This is a genomic window from Alistipes intestinihominis (assembly GCF_040095975.1).
In the GTDB taxonomy this organism is placed as follows: Bacteria; Bacteroidota; Bacteroidia; order Bacteroidales; family Rikenellaceae; genus Alistipes; species Alistipes senegalensis.
Genome location: NZ_JBBMFL010000030.1, coordinates 1 through 14,008, shown reverse-complemented (window position 1 = coordinate 14,008; position 14,008 = coordinate 1). Strand labels below are relative to the sequence as shown.

14 protein-coding genes are annotated in these 14,008 nt (G+C 62.1%); 13 read left to right on the top strand and 1 reads right to left on the bottom strand.

What is annotated here, in order from left to right; translation table 11 throughout:
• Positions 1-261: 261 nt before the first annotated feature.
• Positions 262-1,134: a helix-turn-helix domain-containing protein gene (locus WMO46_RS15305; RefSeq protein WP_165357735.1), complete on the bottom strand. Its 873-nt coding sequence runs from the start codon at positions 1,132-1,134 to the stop codon at positions 262-264.
• A gap of 201 nt (positions 1,135-1,335) precedes the next feature.
• Between WMO46_RS15305 and WMO46_RS15300 the strand changes: the two genes are divergently transcribed.
• The 13 genes from WMO46_RS15300 to WMO46_RS15240 all read left to right on the top strand — a co-directional run bounded on the left by WMO46_RS15300 (position 1,336) and on the right by WMO46_RS15240 (position 13,857).
• Positions 1,336-2,772 carry a TolC family protein gene (locus WMO46_RS15300; RefSeq protein ID WP_349094636.1) on the top strand — a complete coding sequence of 479 codons (1,437 nt, stop codon included), beginning with the start codon at positions 1,336-1,338 and terminating at the stop codon, positions 2,770-2,772.
• A 19-nt stretch (positions 2,773-2,791) separates the two neighbouring features.
• Positions 2,792-3,787: an HlyD family secretion protein gene (locus tag WMO46_RS15295; RefSeq protein WP_019149884.1), complete on the top strand. Its 996-nt coding sequence runs from the start codon at positions 2,792-2,794 to the stop codon at positions 3,785-3,787.
• Positions 3,784-4,965, top strand: a complete 1,182-nt coding sequence (locus WMO46_RS15290) for an ABC transporter permease (RefSeq protein ID WP_129650372.1) — start codon at positions 3,784-3,786, stop codon at positions 4,963-4,965. The genes WMO46_RS15295 and WMO46_RS15290 overlap by 4 nt, the downstream gene beginning before the upstream one ends.
• On the top strand, positions 4,962-6,143 hold the full coding sequence (locus WMO46_RS15285) for an ABC transporter permease (protein ID WP_276762511.1): 1,182 nt from the start codon (positions 4,962-4,964) through the stop codon (positions 6,141-6,143). The genes WMO46_RS15290 and WMO46_RS15285 overlap by 4 nt, the downstream gene beginning before the upstream one ends.
• Positions 6,144-6,285: 142 nt before the next feature.
• Entirely contained in the window at positions 6,286-7,782 is a 1,497-nt protein-coding gene (gene atpD / locus WMO46_RS15280; RefSeq protein ID WP_349094635.1) for a F0F1 ATP synthase subunit beta, read from the top strand.
• 26 nt (positions 7,783-7,808) lie between these two features.
• On the top strand, positions 7,809-8,066 hold the full coding sequence (locus tag WMO46_RS15275) for a F0F1 ATP synthase subunit epsilon (RefSeq protein ID WP_276762513.1): 258 nt from the start codon (positions 7,809-7,811) through the stop codon (positions 8,064-8,066).
• 5 nt (positions 8,067-8,071) lie between these two features.
• Positions 8,072-9,151 carry a F0F1 ATP synthase subunit A gene (atpB, locus tag WMO46_RS15270; protein ID WP_349094634.1) on the top strand — a complete coding sequence of 360 codons (1,080 nt, stop codon included), beginning with the start codon at positions 8,072-8,074 and terminating at the stop codon, positions 9,149-9,151.
• Between the two features lie 4 nt (positions 9,152-9,155).
• Entirely contained in the window at positions 9,156-9,371 is a 216-nt protein-coding gene (atpE, locus tag WMO46_RS15265) for an ATP synthase F0 subunit C (protein ID WP_129650366.1), read from the top strand.
• 18 nt (positions 9,372-9,389) lie between these two features.
• Positions 9,390-9,911 (top strand): F0F1 ATP synthase subunit B, encoded by a 522-nt coding sequence (gene atpF / locus WMO46_RS15260; protein ID WP_349094633.1) that lies wholly within the window; start codon positions 9,390-9,392, stop codon positions 9,909-9,911.
• Positions 9,896-10,453: an ATP synthase F1 subunit delta gene (gene atpH / locus WMO46_RS15255; protein ID WP_349094632.1), complete on the top strand. Its 558-nt coding sequence runs from the start codon at positions 9,896-9,898 to the stop codon at positions 10,451-10,453. Before atpF ends, atpH begins: the two co-directional genes overlap by 16 nt.
• Before the next feature lie 4 nt (positions 10,454-10,457).
• A complete protein-coding gene (gene atpA, locus WMO46_RS15250) occupies positions 10,458-12,038 on the top strand; it encodes a F0F1 ATP synthase subunit alpha (RefSeq protein ID WP_349094631.1) in 1,581 nt (526 codons plus the stop codon).
• A 4-nt stretch (positions 12,039-12,042) separates the two neighbouring features.
• Entirely contained in the window at positions 12,043-12,900 is an 858-nt protein-coding gene (gene atpG / locus WMO46_RS15245) for an ATP synthase F1 subunit gamma (protein ID WP_276715542.1), read from the top strand.
• Positions 12,901-12,921: 21 nt separating this feature from the next.
• Positions 12,922-13,857: an AraC family transcriptional regulator gene (locus WMO46_RS15240; RefSeq protein WP_276715545.1), complete on the top strand. Its 936-nt coding sequence runs from the start codon at positions 12,922-12,924 to the stop codon at positions 13,855-13,857.
• Positions 13,858-14,008 lie beyond the last annotated feature (151 nt).

Genomic DNA, 14,008 nt, shown 5'->3' with positions numbered 1-14,008 from the left:
ATCGGGGTCGGACATCTGCTCGGGCCGTTGAAGAAAACGGCCTTCCTATTCGGAATCCCGATCTTTGTCGTAGAATAACGTTCAGCGGATATATGCCAAGAGCCCGATAATCGTCGATTATCGGGCTCTCGCTTTTTGCAGTGTGGAATTTATCCCGCTGATTTACTACGGTCTCCATTTCGGGGATGATGGCCGTTTCGTGCGGGATAATCTGTTTTATGCCCCATGACTTCAGACGAAGTCCGGGCCGGAGCGAAAGGGCTATTGCGGATTGTTTTTCCGCTGCCGGAACTCGGACGGCGAACATCCCAACCGCTGACGGACATAACGGCCGAAGAACGAAAGATTCGGAAAGTCGAGCTCGTCGGAGATCTCCTTGATGCTTTTCGGGGAATTTTTCAGCGCGTCGGCCACCTCGCGCGTCAGGGCTTCGTGAATCCATTCCGAAGCGCTTCGGCCGCTGGCGCGCTTGACCGCCGTCGAGAGATAACGCGGAGTTTTGCAGAGCCGCTCGGCATACCATTGCACCGAGCGCGGCACGGGTTTGGTCGAGGAGAGCAGGTCGATGAACGCCTGGCAGATCTGGTGCCGGGATTGAAGCGGCTCTTCGGTGGCGGTCGTTTCCGCCTCGACATGGTTGTCGAGCACATGCGCCGTCTGGTAGAGGAACGCTTGCAGCAGACAGCGTATGATTTCGTCGTAATAGAGATGGTCGATGCGTGTGATTTTCCGTTTGAGAAAATGATAATCCTCCAGCAATTCGACGGATTCCCTGTCGGAGAGGTGAATCTTGAAATTGCGGCTCATATAGAACACCTTGTTCCATAAATCCGCCGAGTTCGGAAAAATCCGTTTGGAGAAGTTCGCCGAGCAGCCGAACAGATACCCCTTGAAATCGGGGCTCATCATCGTGCGGGTGACTATCTTGTCGGGCGTGCAGAATGCGATGTCGTTCGGTTCGATGGTGTAGGGCGTGCCGTTCACTTCGATCTGAAAACGTCCGTCGATGCAAAAAAGCAGCATGCGCCAGCCCTTTTGATCGTCGAGCCGGACGAAATCCCTTGCGTTTTCGAAGATGACGAAATGTTCCGACAGAAACTTGAAAGGTTCTTCGCTGTTGGATTCGGGTCGCATATGATTCAGTTTATACAGAATTGTTCCGAAAGACAAAAATAAGTCCTTTTCGGATACGGCGGGTGGCCGAAACCGCTTGTCGAGTGTCCGATATTTACCGATTTCCGCGGCGTGTGGAATTTCGGCCCTCTTCCCGTACGGATGGATAACCGCGGATTCGTGCGGATGGTTCATTTTTGCAGCCGAATCAAATGCACGAATATGAAAACACGAATCTTGACGGGATGGCTGCTCGTTGCGGCGGTCGCGGTGCAGGCCCGGACGACGGAGCTTTCGATCGGGGAGTGCCGGACTTTGGCCATCCAGAACAACAAGGAGCTGCGTATGGCGGGCGAGAGGGAGCAGGCGGCCTGTCACCGGCGCAAGGCCGCCTTCACGAACTACCTGCCCCGGATTTCGGCGGCAGGAGCCTACCTGCATACGTCGGACGAATTGTCGCTGCTCAGCGACGAACAGAAAAATACGCTGGGGCGACTCGGCACGAACGCCTCCGGGCAGTTGCAGGGCATTTTGCAGCAGTATCCTTCGCTGGGCGAGCAGTTCGGGCCCGTCGCGGGTTCGCTTGCCGGAGGTCTCGACGCTTTCGGGACGAGTCTGGTCGATGGTCTGCGTACCGATACGCGGAACATGACCGTGGCGTCGGTGATGCTGACCCAGCCGGTTTACATGGGCGGCAAGATCGCGGCCTATGACAAGATCACCCGTTTTGCGGAGCAGATCGCCCGCAGCCAGCACGATCAGCAGCTGCAAGAGGTGATTCTCGAAGTCGATCGCACCTATTGGCAGATCGTCGCCCTGCAATCGAAAAAGCGGCTGGCCGAGAGCTACCTCGAACTGGTGTGGAAGCTCGACGGCGATGTCGGGCAGCTGATCGAGGCGGGGATGGCCACCAAGGCCGACGGACTGAGCATCAAGGTGAAGGTCAACGAGGCGGAGGTGGCGCTCATTCAGGTCGATAACGGGCTCGCCCTGTCCCGGATGCTGCTCTGCCAGTTGTGCGGCTTGGATTTGACGACGGAAGTCCGGCTGCGGGATGAAGCCGCGGAACTGCCGGTCGGGACGACTGCCGCCGACTTGGAGACGGCGTTGGAAAACCGTCCCGAACTCCGCAGCCTCGACATGGCGCAGCGGATCGGGAAGCACAAGGTGACGATCGCCCGCTCCGAATTCATGCCCAATGTAGCGCTCACAGGCGGTTATCTGACGAGCAACCCCTCGCTCACCAACGGATTCCAGAAAAAATTCAACGGACTGTGGAATGTCGGCGTGGTGGTGAAGATTCCCATTCTGACCTGGGGCGAGCGCCACCACAAGGTGCAGGCCGCCCGCCGCGAAGCCGCCATTGCCGCGTATCAGTTCGAGGAGGCGGCCGAGAAGGTCGAGTTGCAGGTGACGCAGAGCCGTCAGAAAATGCGGGAGGCGACCGAGCGGTATGCGGCCGCCACGCGCAGCCAGGCGGAGGCCGATGAGAACCTGCGCTGCGCCACCCTCGGCATGCAGGAAGGGGTCATCCCCGTCAGCAACGTGCTGGAGGCGCAGACCGCATGGCTCTCCGCCCATTCGGAGCGGCTCACCGCCCGCATCGACGTGCTGCTCGCCGATCTCTATCTGCGCAAGGCGCTGGGTACATTGAAATAATTCAAACAACAAGACGCATATGAAAACGAACAAACAGCAAAAAGGGATTCTTTTGACGGCCGTATCCATGCTTGCGGTGATCGCGGTCGTCATCGTCATCGGGCTCTCGCTGCCCGAGCGGGAGGAGTATATTCAGGGCGAGGTCGAAACGACCGACTACCGCGTGTCGTGCAAGGTGCCGTCGCGCGTGCTGCAAATCCGGGTCGCCGAGGGCGACTGCGTGCGGAGGGGCGACACGCTCGCCGTCATGGAGGCTCCCGACATGGCCGCGCGGCTGGCGCAGGCCGAGGCGGCCCGTTCGGCTGCCGAAGCGTTGGAGCTGAAGGCCCGCAACGGTTCGCGGCAGGAGCAGATCCAGGCCGCCTACGAGGTTTGGCAGCAGGCCCGGGCGGGTTTGCAGGTGGCGGAAAAGACCTTCCGGCGCATCGAACGCCTGCACGGCGAGGGAGTTGTCGCCGCCCAGAAATTCGACGAGGCGCAGGCCAGATACGAAGCCTCCGCCGCTACGGAGCGTGCCGCCAGGGCGCAGTACGACATGGCCGTGAACGGCGCCCGCCGGGAGGACCGGCTGGCTGCCGAGGCGCAGGTGTCGCGGGCCCGGGGAGCCATCGCCGAGGTGACCTCCTACCTGAACGAGACGATACTCACGGCCTCGGACGACGGACTGGTGACGGAGATTTTTCCCGAGGTCGGCGAACTGGTCGGCACGGGAGCGCCGATTATGAACGTGGCCCGTATGGACGACGTGTGGTTCACGTTCAACATCCGCGAAGACCTGCTGCCGGGTATCGCTGTCGGACGGGAGCTGACGGCCTACCTCCCGGCGCTCGACATCGCCGTTCCGGTGCGTATCACGCGCATGAAGGACGTGGGCAGCTTCGCCGTGTGGAAGGCCACCAAGGCGCTCGACCGCTTCGACCTGAAGACATTCGAGGTGAGGACCCGCCCCGCATCGCCCGTCGAAGGGCTTCACCCGGGCATGTCGGCCGTACTTCGTAAAAGCGAGATCGAATGAGACACCGTGGAACTATCGAACGGCTGACGGCTATTTTCCGGCGGGAGTTGGGCATCTTCTCCCGCCGGCCCATCTTCCTGTTCTGCATGATCGTCATGCCGGTGGTCTGCGTCGTCTTCTTCACGTCGCTGATGCGGGCCGGTCTGCCGACCGGCCTCCCGATGGGACTGGTCGATGAGGACCGCACGCACATCACGCGCATCCTCGCACGCACGATGGAGGCGTTCGAGGCTTCGGACTTCGCGGATCAGTACGACTCTTTCTCCGAAGCCCGCAAAGCGGTGCAGCGGGGCGAGATATACGGATTCTTCTACATTCCGAAAGGCACGACCGAAAAGGCGATGGCCAGCAAACAGCCCTGCGTGTCGTTCTACACCAACGAAGCCTATTTCGTGCCGGGGACCCTGCTGATGAAGGACATGATGACCGCCTCCGAGATTCTCTCGCTGGCGCTGACCCGCGAGACGCTCTATGCCAAAGGGTACGACGAGCGGGCGGCGATGGCCGTGATCCGTCCCATCGTCGTCGAGGCGCATCCGCTCAACAACCCGACGCTGGACTACTCCGTCTACCTCTCGAACATCGTCCTGCCGGGCATTCTGATCCTGCTCATCATGCTCTCGACGACCTACACGATCGGACTGGAGTGGAAACAGCGGACGCAGCGCAAGTGGTTCCGCATGGCCGATTACTCCGTGACGACGGCCTTGGTCGGCAAACTGCTGCCGCAGACGGTGCTGTATGTGCTGATGATCCTCTTTTACGACGTTTATCTCTACCGGTTCATGGGATTTCCGTGCAATTGCGGGATCGCGGCGATGATGGGCATCGGCATCCTGACCGTGCTGGCCTCGCAGGCGTTCGGCGTCTTTCTGTTCGGGGTTTTCAGCGGCCAGATGCGCCTTGCGATGTGTCTGTCGTCGTTGTGGGGCATCCTCTCGTTCTCGCTGGCGGGGTTCACCTATCCGACGACCGCTATGGCCCCCGTGCTGGGCCGTCTGGCCGCCCTGTTCCCGCTGCGTCATTACTATCTGCTCTATGTCGATCAGGCGCTGAACGGCTATCCGATCGCCTGCGCATGGCCCTCGGTCGTCGCATTGCTGCTTTTCATCATGCTGCCGCTCGCGGTCAACGGCCGTTATCGCGCCGCATTCCTCAAATATCATTATAAACCATGAAACCGATCCGCACTGTTTTCCGCATCTGGTACGACGAGCTGACCGACCTGTTCAGGGACAAGGGCATCCTGATCTTCATCCTCTTCGTGCCGCTGGCCTATCCGCTCCTCTACTCGTGGGTCTATACCAACGAGGTCGTGCGCGAGGTGCCGGCTGCGGTCGTCGATGACAGCCGCACGCCGCAGAGCCGTGCGTTCATCCGCATGGTGGACGCCACGCCCGACGTTGCCGTCGCGGCGCACTGCACGACGGTCGCCGAGGCCGAAGAGCTGCTGCGCCGCCGCGAGGTCTTCGGCATCATCCGCATTCCCGAGAGCTTCACGAAGGACATCCGGCGCGGCGACCAGACCTTCGTCGGCGTATACAGCGACATGAGCAGTATGCTCTACTACAAAGCCCTGCTGCTGGCTGCGACCAAAGTGTCGCTGGAGATGAACGCCGACATCAAGGTCGGGCGCCACCTGCCGGGCACGACCGACCGGCAGGACGAGATACAGCACACGCCCATCGAGTACGATTACGTCGCGTTGTACAATCCGCAGAGCGGCTTTGCGGCGTTTCTCATACCGCCCGTGCTGATGCTGATTCTCCAGCAGACGCTGCTGCTGGGCGTCGGCATGTCGGCCGGCCGCATGCGCGAACGCTTCCGCGGGTCGCTCGTGCCGTTCCACCGCGACTACAAGAATCCCGTTTGCATCGTATTGGGAAAGGCGGCGGCCTATTTCGGCATCTACATCGTGATGGCCCTCTACGCTTTCACGATCGTCACGCACGGATTCTCGCTGCCGCAGCTGGGCGACCTGGCCACGCTCACGGCCTTCGTCGTGCCGTTCCTGCTCGCGTGCATCTTCCTGGCGATGGTGCTGTCGTCGCTCGTCTGGCGGCGCGAGGACTGCATCCTGCTGTTCGTATGCCTCTCCGTGCCGCTGCTCTTCATCTCGGGCGTGTCGTGGCCGTGGCCCTCCGTTCCCGCCTTCTGGAAAGGGGTGGCCTGCCTCTTCCCCTCGACTTTCGGCATGAACGGCTATGTCCGCATCCAATCGACGGGTGCGACGCTTTCGGACGTTGCCTTCGAACTGCGCGGCCTCTGGATTCAGACCGGCGTCTATTTCCTCCTCGCCTGCCTGATCTACCGCAGGCAGATCCGTTTGATCGCGGATCGGCATTACCGTGCATAAGTCCGTTTCGGATGCAGATATGTTCGATAGGTCGTTTTGCGGAGCGGGCGGGAAATATCGGACACTCTATGAGCCGAAAAGATAACCGCCATGTCGCGCGGAATCAGTTGCTTTGCCGTACGAAACAAACAAGACGAAACAGATGGAAGGATACATTTCACAAATCATCGGCCCGGTGGTGGACGTTCGCTTCCCCGAAACGGAGGGGCAGCTTCCGGCCATCGACGAGGCGCTGTCGATCCGCCGCGAGAACGGCACAGAGCTCGTCGTCGAGGTGCAGCAGCACATCGGCGAGCATACGGTGCGCACGGTGGCGATGGATTCTACCGACGGGCTGCGGCGGCACATGCGGGTAGTCCCGCTCGGCCGTGCGATCTCGATGCCGGTGGGCGATCAGATCAAAGGGCGCCTGATGAACGTCACGGGAGAGAGCATCGACGGCATGCGCGAGCTCGACCGCACGGGCGAGGCTTCGATCCACCGCGAGCCGCCGAAGTTCGAAGAACTGGCCACCTCGCAGGAGGTGCTCTACACGGGCATCAAGGTGATCGACCTCCTGGAACCCTATGTCAAGGGTGGCAAAATCGGTCTGTTCGGCGGCGCGGGCGTGGGTAAGACGGTGCTCATCATGGAGCTGATCAACAACATCGCCAAGGGCCACAACGGCTTTTCGGTCTTCGCCGGCGTGGGCGAGCGAACGCGCGAGGGCAACGACCTGCTGCGCGAGATGATCGAATCGGGCGTCATCCGCTACGGCGAGGCGTTCAAACGCAGCATGGAGGAGGGCCATTGGGACCTCTCGAAGGTCGATTACGACGAGGTGGCCAAATCGCAGGCCACGCTGGTTTTCGGCCAGATGAACGAGCCGCCCGGAGCCCGCAAGTCGGTCGCTCTGTCGGGCCTTACGGTCGCCGAATCGTTCCGCGACAGCGGCGGGGAGGGGGCGTCGCGCGACATCCTCTTCTTCATCGACAACATCTTCCGTTTCACGCAGGCCGGTTCGGAGGTTTCGGCCCTGCTGGGGCGCATGCCCTCGGCCGTGGGCTACCAGCCGACGCTGGCCACCGAGATGGGCCGGATGCAGGAGCGCATCACCTCGACCAAACACGGGTCGATCACCTCGGTGCAGGCGGTCTACGTGCCTGCCGACGACCTGACGGACCCCGCTCCGGCCACGACCTTCACGCACCTCGACGCCACGACCGTCCTGAGCCGCAAGATCGCCGGGCTGGGCATCTATCCGGCCGTCGATCCGCTGGAGTCCACCTCGCGCATCCTCGACCCGAACATCGTCGGCGAGGAGCACTACCGGACGGCCCAGCGGGTGAAACAGATTCTGCAACGCAACAAGGAGTTGCAGGACATCATCGCCATTCTGGGCATGGACGAGCTTTCGGACGAAGACCGCACGATCGTGAACCGCGCCCGACGTGTGCAGCGGTTCCTTTCGCAGCCTTTCTCCGTGGCCGAGCAGTTCACGGGGGTTCCCGGAGTGATGACGCCCATCGCCGAGACGATCCGGGGCTTCCGGATGATTCTGGACGGTGAGACGGACCACCTGCCCGAGCAGGCGTTTCTGAATGTCGGAACGATCGACGACGCCATCCGCAAGGGCGAGGAGCTGATGCGGAAATCGTAATTGCGAAACCTGAAAAACATGTTGATATGCAGCTTATTATTGTGGCTCCGCGCGGTGTGTTGTGCCACACGGCCGTCGAAAAGGTCTCTTTCCCGGGAGCGTTAGGCGCTTTCACCGTCCTGCCCGGACATGCGCCCCTGATCGCCCAGCTGACGGCGGGCAAGATCCGCTATACGTCCGGTGCGGAAGAGCGTGAACAGGAGATCCTGCGGGGGTTCGTCCGGATCGAGCGGGACACGGTGGCGGCCAATGTCGAACTTCCCGAGCCCTGTTCCCAAAAATAAATATCATGCAGTGGAAATATAAAATATTGTTTTTTCTCGCATGGCTGTCGCTTCCGTTTCGCGCGGCCGCCGAACAGTCGGGTCCCGATGTGATCGGCGTGGTGATGGAGCATATCGGCGACAGCTACGAGTGGCACATCACGACTGCTGGCGAACGGGAATGGACCCTTCATCTGCCCGTCATCGTGCGCAGCCGCACGACCGGATGGCACTGCTTCTCCTCGGCGCGGCTGCACGGCGGCGCCGAATACGAGGGGCTGCGCATCGCCTCCGAAGGCGACCATGCCGGCCGCATCGTCGAGCGGCAGGCCGACGGGTCCGATGTCCGGCCGCTGGACCTCTCGATTACCAAAACGGCGGCGGGGCTGCTGATAAACAGCGCGCTGGTCGTCGCGCTCGTGCTGGGTGTCGCACGCTGGTATCGCCGCCACAGGGTGACCGAGGAGGCGCCGCGCGGCGTGGTCGGGCTGTTCGAGATGCTCTGCTCGTCGCTGCTGGACGGCATCATCCGCCCCTGCGTCGGCGAGCGGTGGCGCCGATTCGCGCCCTATCTGCTCACGGTCTTTTTCTTCATCCTCGTGAACAACCTGATGGGGTTGATCCCGATCTTTCCGGCGGGAGCCAACGTGACGGGCAACATTGCCGTGACGCTGGTGCTGGCCGTGGCCACGTTCCTGGCCATCAACCTCTTCGGGACGAAACACTATTGGAAGGACATTTTCTGGCCCGACGTGCCGACGTGGCTCAAGGTGCCGGTTCCCATCATGCCGCTGATCGAGTTCGTCGGCATCCTGACCAAGCCTTTCGCGCTGATGATCCGTCTCTTCGCCAACATCATGGCGGGCCATTCGGTGATCCTGATCCTCACGTGCATCGTCTTCGTGACGGCCGAAATGGGGGCGGCGGTCTGCGGTTCGATGACGGTGGTGTCGGTGCTGCTCAGCGTCTTCATGAACTGCCTCGAACTGCTGGTGGCCTTCCTGCAAGCCTACGTCTTCACGATGCTCTCGGCCGTCTTCATCGGACTGGCGCAGGAGACGCCCCGCACGGAACAAAATGAAACATGTCGAATCTTAAATAAATGAAATCATGGAAACCTTAGGAATTTTCGGCGCCGCCATCGGCGCAGGTCTGGCCGTCATCGGTGCGGCTTTCGGTATCGGCAAAATCGGTTCGTCGGCTATGGAGGCCATCGGCCGCCAGCCCGAAGCGGCGGACAAGATCCGCACGAACATGATTATCGTCGCGGCCCTGATCGAGGGCGTGGCACTGTTCGCCGTGGCCGTCTGCTTCATGGCCCTGTAACCCTCAGCGACGGCAATCATGGGACTGTTACAACCCGAATCGGGACTGCTGTTCTGGATGACGCTCGCCTTCGGCGCGGTGTTCTTCCTCGTGGCGAAGTTCGGTTTTCCGGTCATCGTCAAGGCGATCGACGATCGGAAACACTACATCGACTCTTCGCTCGATGCGGCGCGGAAAGCCCGTCAGCAGCTCTCCGAAGTCGAGACGGAAAAACGCATGATGCGGATGGAGGCCGAAGCCGAACGCGCGGACATCCTCCGCACGGCTGCCGAGGAGCGGGAACGCATGCTGACCGAAGCGCGGGAGCAGGCCGCCGGGGAGCGTGCCCGCTTGGTGGCGGAGGCCCGTGCCGAGGCCGAAGCGGAGCGGGAAGCCATTCTGCGCGACGCCCGGCAGCAGGTGGCCCTGCTCGCCGTGGCCGTCACGGAAAAGATGCTGCGCTGCGAGTTGCAGGACAAGACATCGCAGACCGCATTGGCCGAGCGGCTGCTCGACGAAATCGAACGCCCGAAAAACCGAACGACATGTACACCGGATTGATCGCCCGACGCTATGCCACGGCTTTGGCCGACTTCGCCGCCGCCAACGGCGAAGAACGGCGGGTTTACGACGAGGTGCGCCACCTGGCCGCCGTCTATCGCACCGACCTCTCTTTGCGGGATGCGCTCCTGTCGCCCGTGCTGCCCGCCGCGGCGAAGGAGGCGCTCTTCCGGCAGGTGCTGGACGGCACGGTCAGCCGCACGCTGGAGGGGTTCGTCTCGCTGGTGCTGCGCCGCCGCCGGGAAAAGTATCTGTGCTTCATGCTGCACTCCTACCTCTCCTTGTACAAGCAGTGGCACGGCATACTCGACGCGACGCTGACGACGGCCGCTCCCGTCGCCGACGAGGAGGCCGACCGGATCGCCGGTCTGATGCAGATGCGGACCCGCAGCCGCGAGGTGCGGCTTCGCCGTGAGACCGATCCGTCGCTCATCGGCGGCTTCGTGCTGCGCTTCGACGACCTGCTGGTCGATGCGAGCCTTGCGCGCCAGCTGGACACGCTGCGCCGGGGCTTCGGAAACAAACAGAACAGAATCGTATGAAATCATGGACACAGAACAGATAAAACCATCGGAAGTCTCGGATATACTCCTTTCCGAATTGCAGCGCATCGACCTCACGGCGCAGTTCGCCGAGGTGGGCACGGTGTTGCAGGTCAGCGACGGCGTGGTGCGCATCTACGGATTGCGGAACGCCGAAGCGAACGAACTTTTGGAATTCGACAACGGCATGCGGGCCGTGGTGATGAATCTCGAAGAGGACAACGTGGGTGCCGTGCTGCTCGGGCCCACCGACCGCATCGAGGAGGGCGACCTCGTGCGCCGCACGGGCCGCACGGCCTCGATCCGCGTGAGCGAGGCGATGCTCGGCCGCGTCATCGACCCGCTGGGCGAGCCGCTCGACGGCAAGGGCCCGATCGGCGGCGACCTCACGGAGATGCCGTTGGAGCGCAAGGCCCCGGGCGTCATCTTCCGCCAGCCGGTGAACCAGCCCTTGCAGACGGGCCTGAAGGCCGTCGATGCGATGATTCCCATCGGCCGCGGACAGCGTGAGCTGATTATCGGCGACCGTCAGACCGGCAAGACGGCGATCGCCATCGACACGATCATCAACCAGCGCCGCTGCTTCGAGGCGGGCGACCCGATTTATTGCATCTATGTAGCTGTCGGCCAGAAAGCATCGACCGTCGCCGCGCTCGTCGAGACATTGCGCCGCCACGGGGCGATGGACTATACGGTCGTCGTGGCCGCCACGGCCGCTGATTCGGCCGCCATGCAGTATTTCGCACCCTTCGCGGGGGCGGCCATCGGCGAGTATTTCCGCGACACGGGGCGCCATGCGCTCGTGGTCTACGACGACCTTTCGAAGCAGGCCGTGGCCTACCGCGAGGTGTCGCTCGTGCTGCGCCGTCCGTCGGGCCGCGAAGCCTATCCGGGCGACATCTTCTACCTCCACTCACGGCTGTTGGAGCGTGCCGCCAAGATCATCGACCAGCAGGAGGTCGCCGAGCGGATGAACGACCTGCCCGAATCGCTCCGGGGCAAGGTGCGCGGCGGCGGGTCGCTCACGGCGCTGCCCGTCATCGAGACGCAGGCGGGCGACGTGTCAGCCTATATTCCGACCAACGTCATCTCCATCACGGACGGTCAGATTTTCCTCGATGCCGACCTTTTCAATCAGGGCAACCGCCCGGCCATCGACGTGGGCATCTCCGTCTCGCGCGTCGGCGGCAACGCCCAGATCAAGGCGATGAAGCGGGTGGCCGGTACGCTGAAGATCGACCAGGCGCAGTACCGCGAGCTGGAATCCTTCTCCAAGTTCAGCAGCGACATGGACGCCGTGACGGCCGCCGTGCTGGACAAGGGGCGCAAGAACACGCGTCTTTTGGTGCAACCGCAGTACAGCCCGATGCCCGTCGAGCGGCAGATCGCCGTCCTCTACTGCGGTACGCACGGACTGATGCGGGAGATTCCCGTCGAGCGGGTCGCCGATTTCGAACGGGAGCTGCTCCGCGAGCTGGAAACGTCGGAGGTATTCCCGACCCTGCGCGAGGGGGTGATCGGCGAGGCGACCGCCGCCGCCATCGAAGCTGCGGCCGAACGGGTGTCGTCCCATCTGAAAGCATAGGAGTATGGCCGCACTCAAAGAGATAAAGGCGCGCATCGCTTCGGTGCGAAGTACGCTGAAGATCACCTCGGCGATGAAGATGGTCGCCTCGGCCAAGCTGCACCGCGTGCAGGGTCAGGCGCAGGCGGCGGCCGAATACGAACGGGGCCTGTCGCAGATCGCGGCGGCATTGACGGCGGCATCCGGCGCGAAGGCTGCGTCGCCGCTGCTCCTGCCGCACGACAAGCGCGGACGGGCCGTCGTCGTGGCTTTTTCGTCCGACGGTTCGCTGTGCGGGTCGTTCAACGCCAATGCCGTCAAGGCGCTGGCGCAGCAGGTCGAACGGCTCCGCGCCGAGGGCTTCGACCGCGTGACGGTGATTCCCGTCGGCGAGAAGATCGCGCAGGCGGCCGCCGAAGCGGGCTACGATACGGACGGCCGCTTCCGCACGCTCGTGTCGAATCCGGCCTGCGAGGGTGCCGCGGCGCTGGCCGACGCCCTGATGGCGGAGTATGCGGCCGGAGAGGCGGACCGGGTGGTATTGGTCTACAACCATTTCCGCTCGATGGGGCGTCAGACGCCCGTGCAGGAGATGTTTTTGCCGCTGCCCGCAGGCGAAGAACGGCCCGGCCGCGTGCCGGAGTACATCTGCGAGCCCGGGGCGGAGACGCTCCTCGCGGCGCTGCTGCCTCAGACGCTTCGCGCGCGCCTCCATGCGGTGCTGCTCGACAGCATTACGGCCGAGCAGGCGGCCCGCACCGTCGCCATGCAGACCGCCTCGGACAACGCTGCGGAGCTGTTGGACGACCTGTCGCTGACCTACAACAAGCGTCGCCAGCAGGCCATCACCGACGAACTGGCCGACATCACGCCCGCAGAATAAATATCCAAAAAACGTATAGTAATGAACGCAACCAACACTTTTTCACCGATTTCGGTCTTGACCTTCGACGATGCCGCCCGTCATTTCATGGCATCTGCCAATATGCGTCGCAACGGATGCGTGATCGGACATCTGGACGCTGCGTCCGACGAGCGGTTGAAGCCCGGATCTTTGATTCGCACGGAGATCGGCGGTTTCGTATTCTGTACGAAAGGCCGGGTCGATTTCGCCGTCAACGGAACGGAATTCCGCCTGGAACGGAACCAGATGATCTTCATCCTTCCGAAAACCCGGATCGTCATCCGAAGCCGGCGTGAGTTCTCCGCCCGGTGTCTCATCCTCGACTCCGCCCCTGCGTTTCGGGGTGTCATGGCGATGAAACATGTCTCGGAACTTATGATGCGGTTCGCTGAATACCCGGTTATCCGGCTGACTCCGGAGCAGATCGACCTTTGTTTCGTGCAGCTGCACAATATCCGGCATCTGACCGACCGGGGAAGCGATTCGGAATTCTGCGCTATGGCCGTCCGCAATGCCGTCGCCTCGTTTCTCTATTCATTGGGCGACGTGCTTTCCGATCCCGTATTGCCGCGTCAGGAGGTGAAACGATCGGTGAAAGACCGGCGCAATTCCTATTTCGTGCGCTTCATCCAGCTGCTTGCGAAGCATTACAGGGAGCAGCGGCGGCTCGGATTCTATGCCGAACAGCTCAACCTGACGCCCAAATACCTGACGACATTGGTGCGCGATGTGAGCGGTCGCAGCGCCGGGGAGTGGATCGACCATTTCGTGATCAACGACGCCTTGTTTCTGCTGAAAAACAGCGACCGGAGCATTCAGCAGATCGCCTATGACCTGAACTTTCCGAATCAGTCGTTCTTCGGGGTCTTCTTCAAGGCGCATGTCGGGTGTTCGCCGAGCAATTTCCGGTTGCAGTCCGTAAAACAGCCGTTATGAAAACCGAACTCTTTCCGCTTTTGGCCGTTGTGTTCCTGACCGCCTGTCAGGTCGAATACCACCCCTACGACACCCGCATCGACGGGCCGACGGGTGTCAACGCCCGCAACATCGCCCGCATCGAGGCGGCGTGCGAGGGCCGGCGGACGAT

Coding starts and splice junctions, on each gene's coding strand:
- atpF (WP_349094633.1), top strand. CDS start 9,390: ATGGGACTGTTACAACCCGAATCGGGACTGCTGTTCTGGATGACGCTC.
- WMO46_RS15285 (WP_276762511.1), top strand. CDS start 4,962: ATGAAACCGATCCGCACTGTTTTCCGCATCTGGTACGACGAGCTGACC.
- WMO46_RS15240 (WP_276715545.1), top strand. CDS start 12,922: ATGAACGCAACCAACACTTTTTCACCGATTTCGGTCTTGACCTTCGAC.
- atpB (WP_349094634.1), top strand. CDS start 8,072: ATGCAGTGGAAATATAAAATATTGTTTTTTCTCGCATGGCTGTCGCTT.
- atpH (WP_349094632.1), top strand. CDS start 9,896: ATGTACACCGGATTGATCGCCCGACGCTATGCCACGGCTTTGGCCGAC.
- atpG (WP_276715542.1), top strand. CDS start 12,043: ATGGCCGCACTCAAAGAGATAAAGGCGCGCATCGCTTCGGTGCGAAGT.
- WMO46_RS15295 (WP_019149884.1), top strand. CDS start 2,792: ATGAAAACGAACAAACAGCAAAAAGGGATTCTTTTGACGGCCGTATCC.
- WMO46_RS15290 (WP_129650372.1), top strand. CDS start 3,784: ATGAGACACCGTGGAACTATCGAACGGCTGACGGCTATTTTCCGGCGG.
- WMO46_RS15305 (WP_165357735.1), bottom strand. CDS start 1,134: ATGCGACCCGAATCCAACAGCGAAGAACCTTTCAAGTTTCTGTCGGAA.
- WMO46_RS15275 (WP_276762513.1), top strand. CDS start 7,809: ATGCAGCTTATTATTGTGGCTCCGCGCGGTGTGTTGTGCCACACGGCC.
- atpD (WP_349094635.1), top strand. CDS start 6,286: ATGGAAGGATACATTTCACAAATCATCGGCCCGGTGGTGGACGTTCGC.
- atpA (WP_349094631.1), top strand. CDS start 10,458: ATGGACACAGAACAGATAAAACCATCGGAAGTCTCGGATATACTCCTT.
- WMO46_RS15300 (WP_349094636.1), top strand. CDS start 1,336: ATGAAAACACGAATCTTGACGGGATGGCTGCTCGTTGCGGCGGTCGCG.
- atpE (WP_129650366.1), top strand. CDS start 9,156: ATGGAAACCTTAGGAATTTTCGGCGCCGCCATCGGCGCAGGTCTGGCC.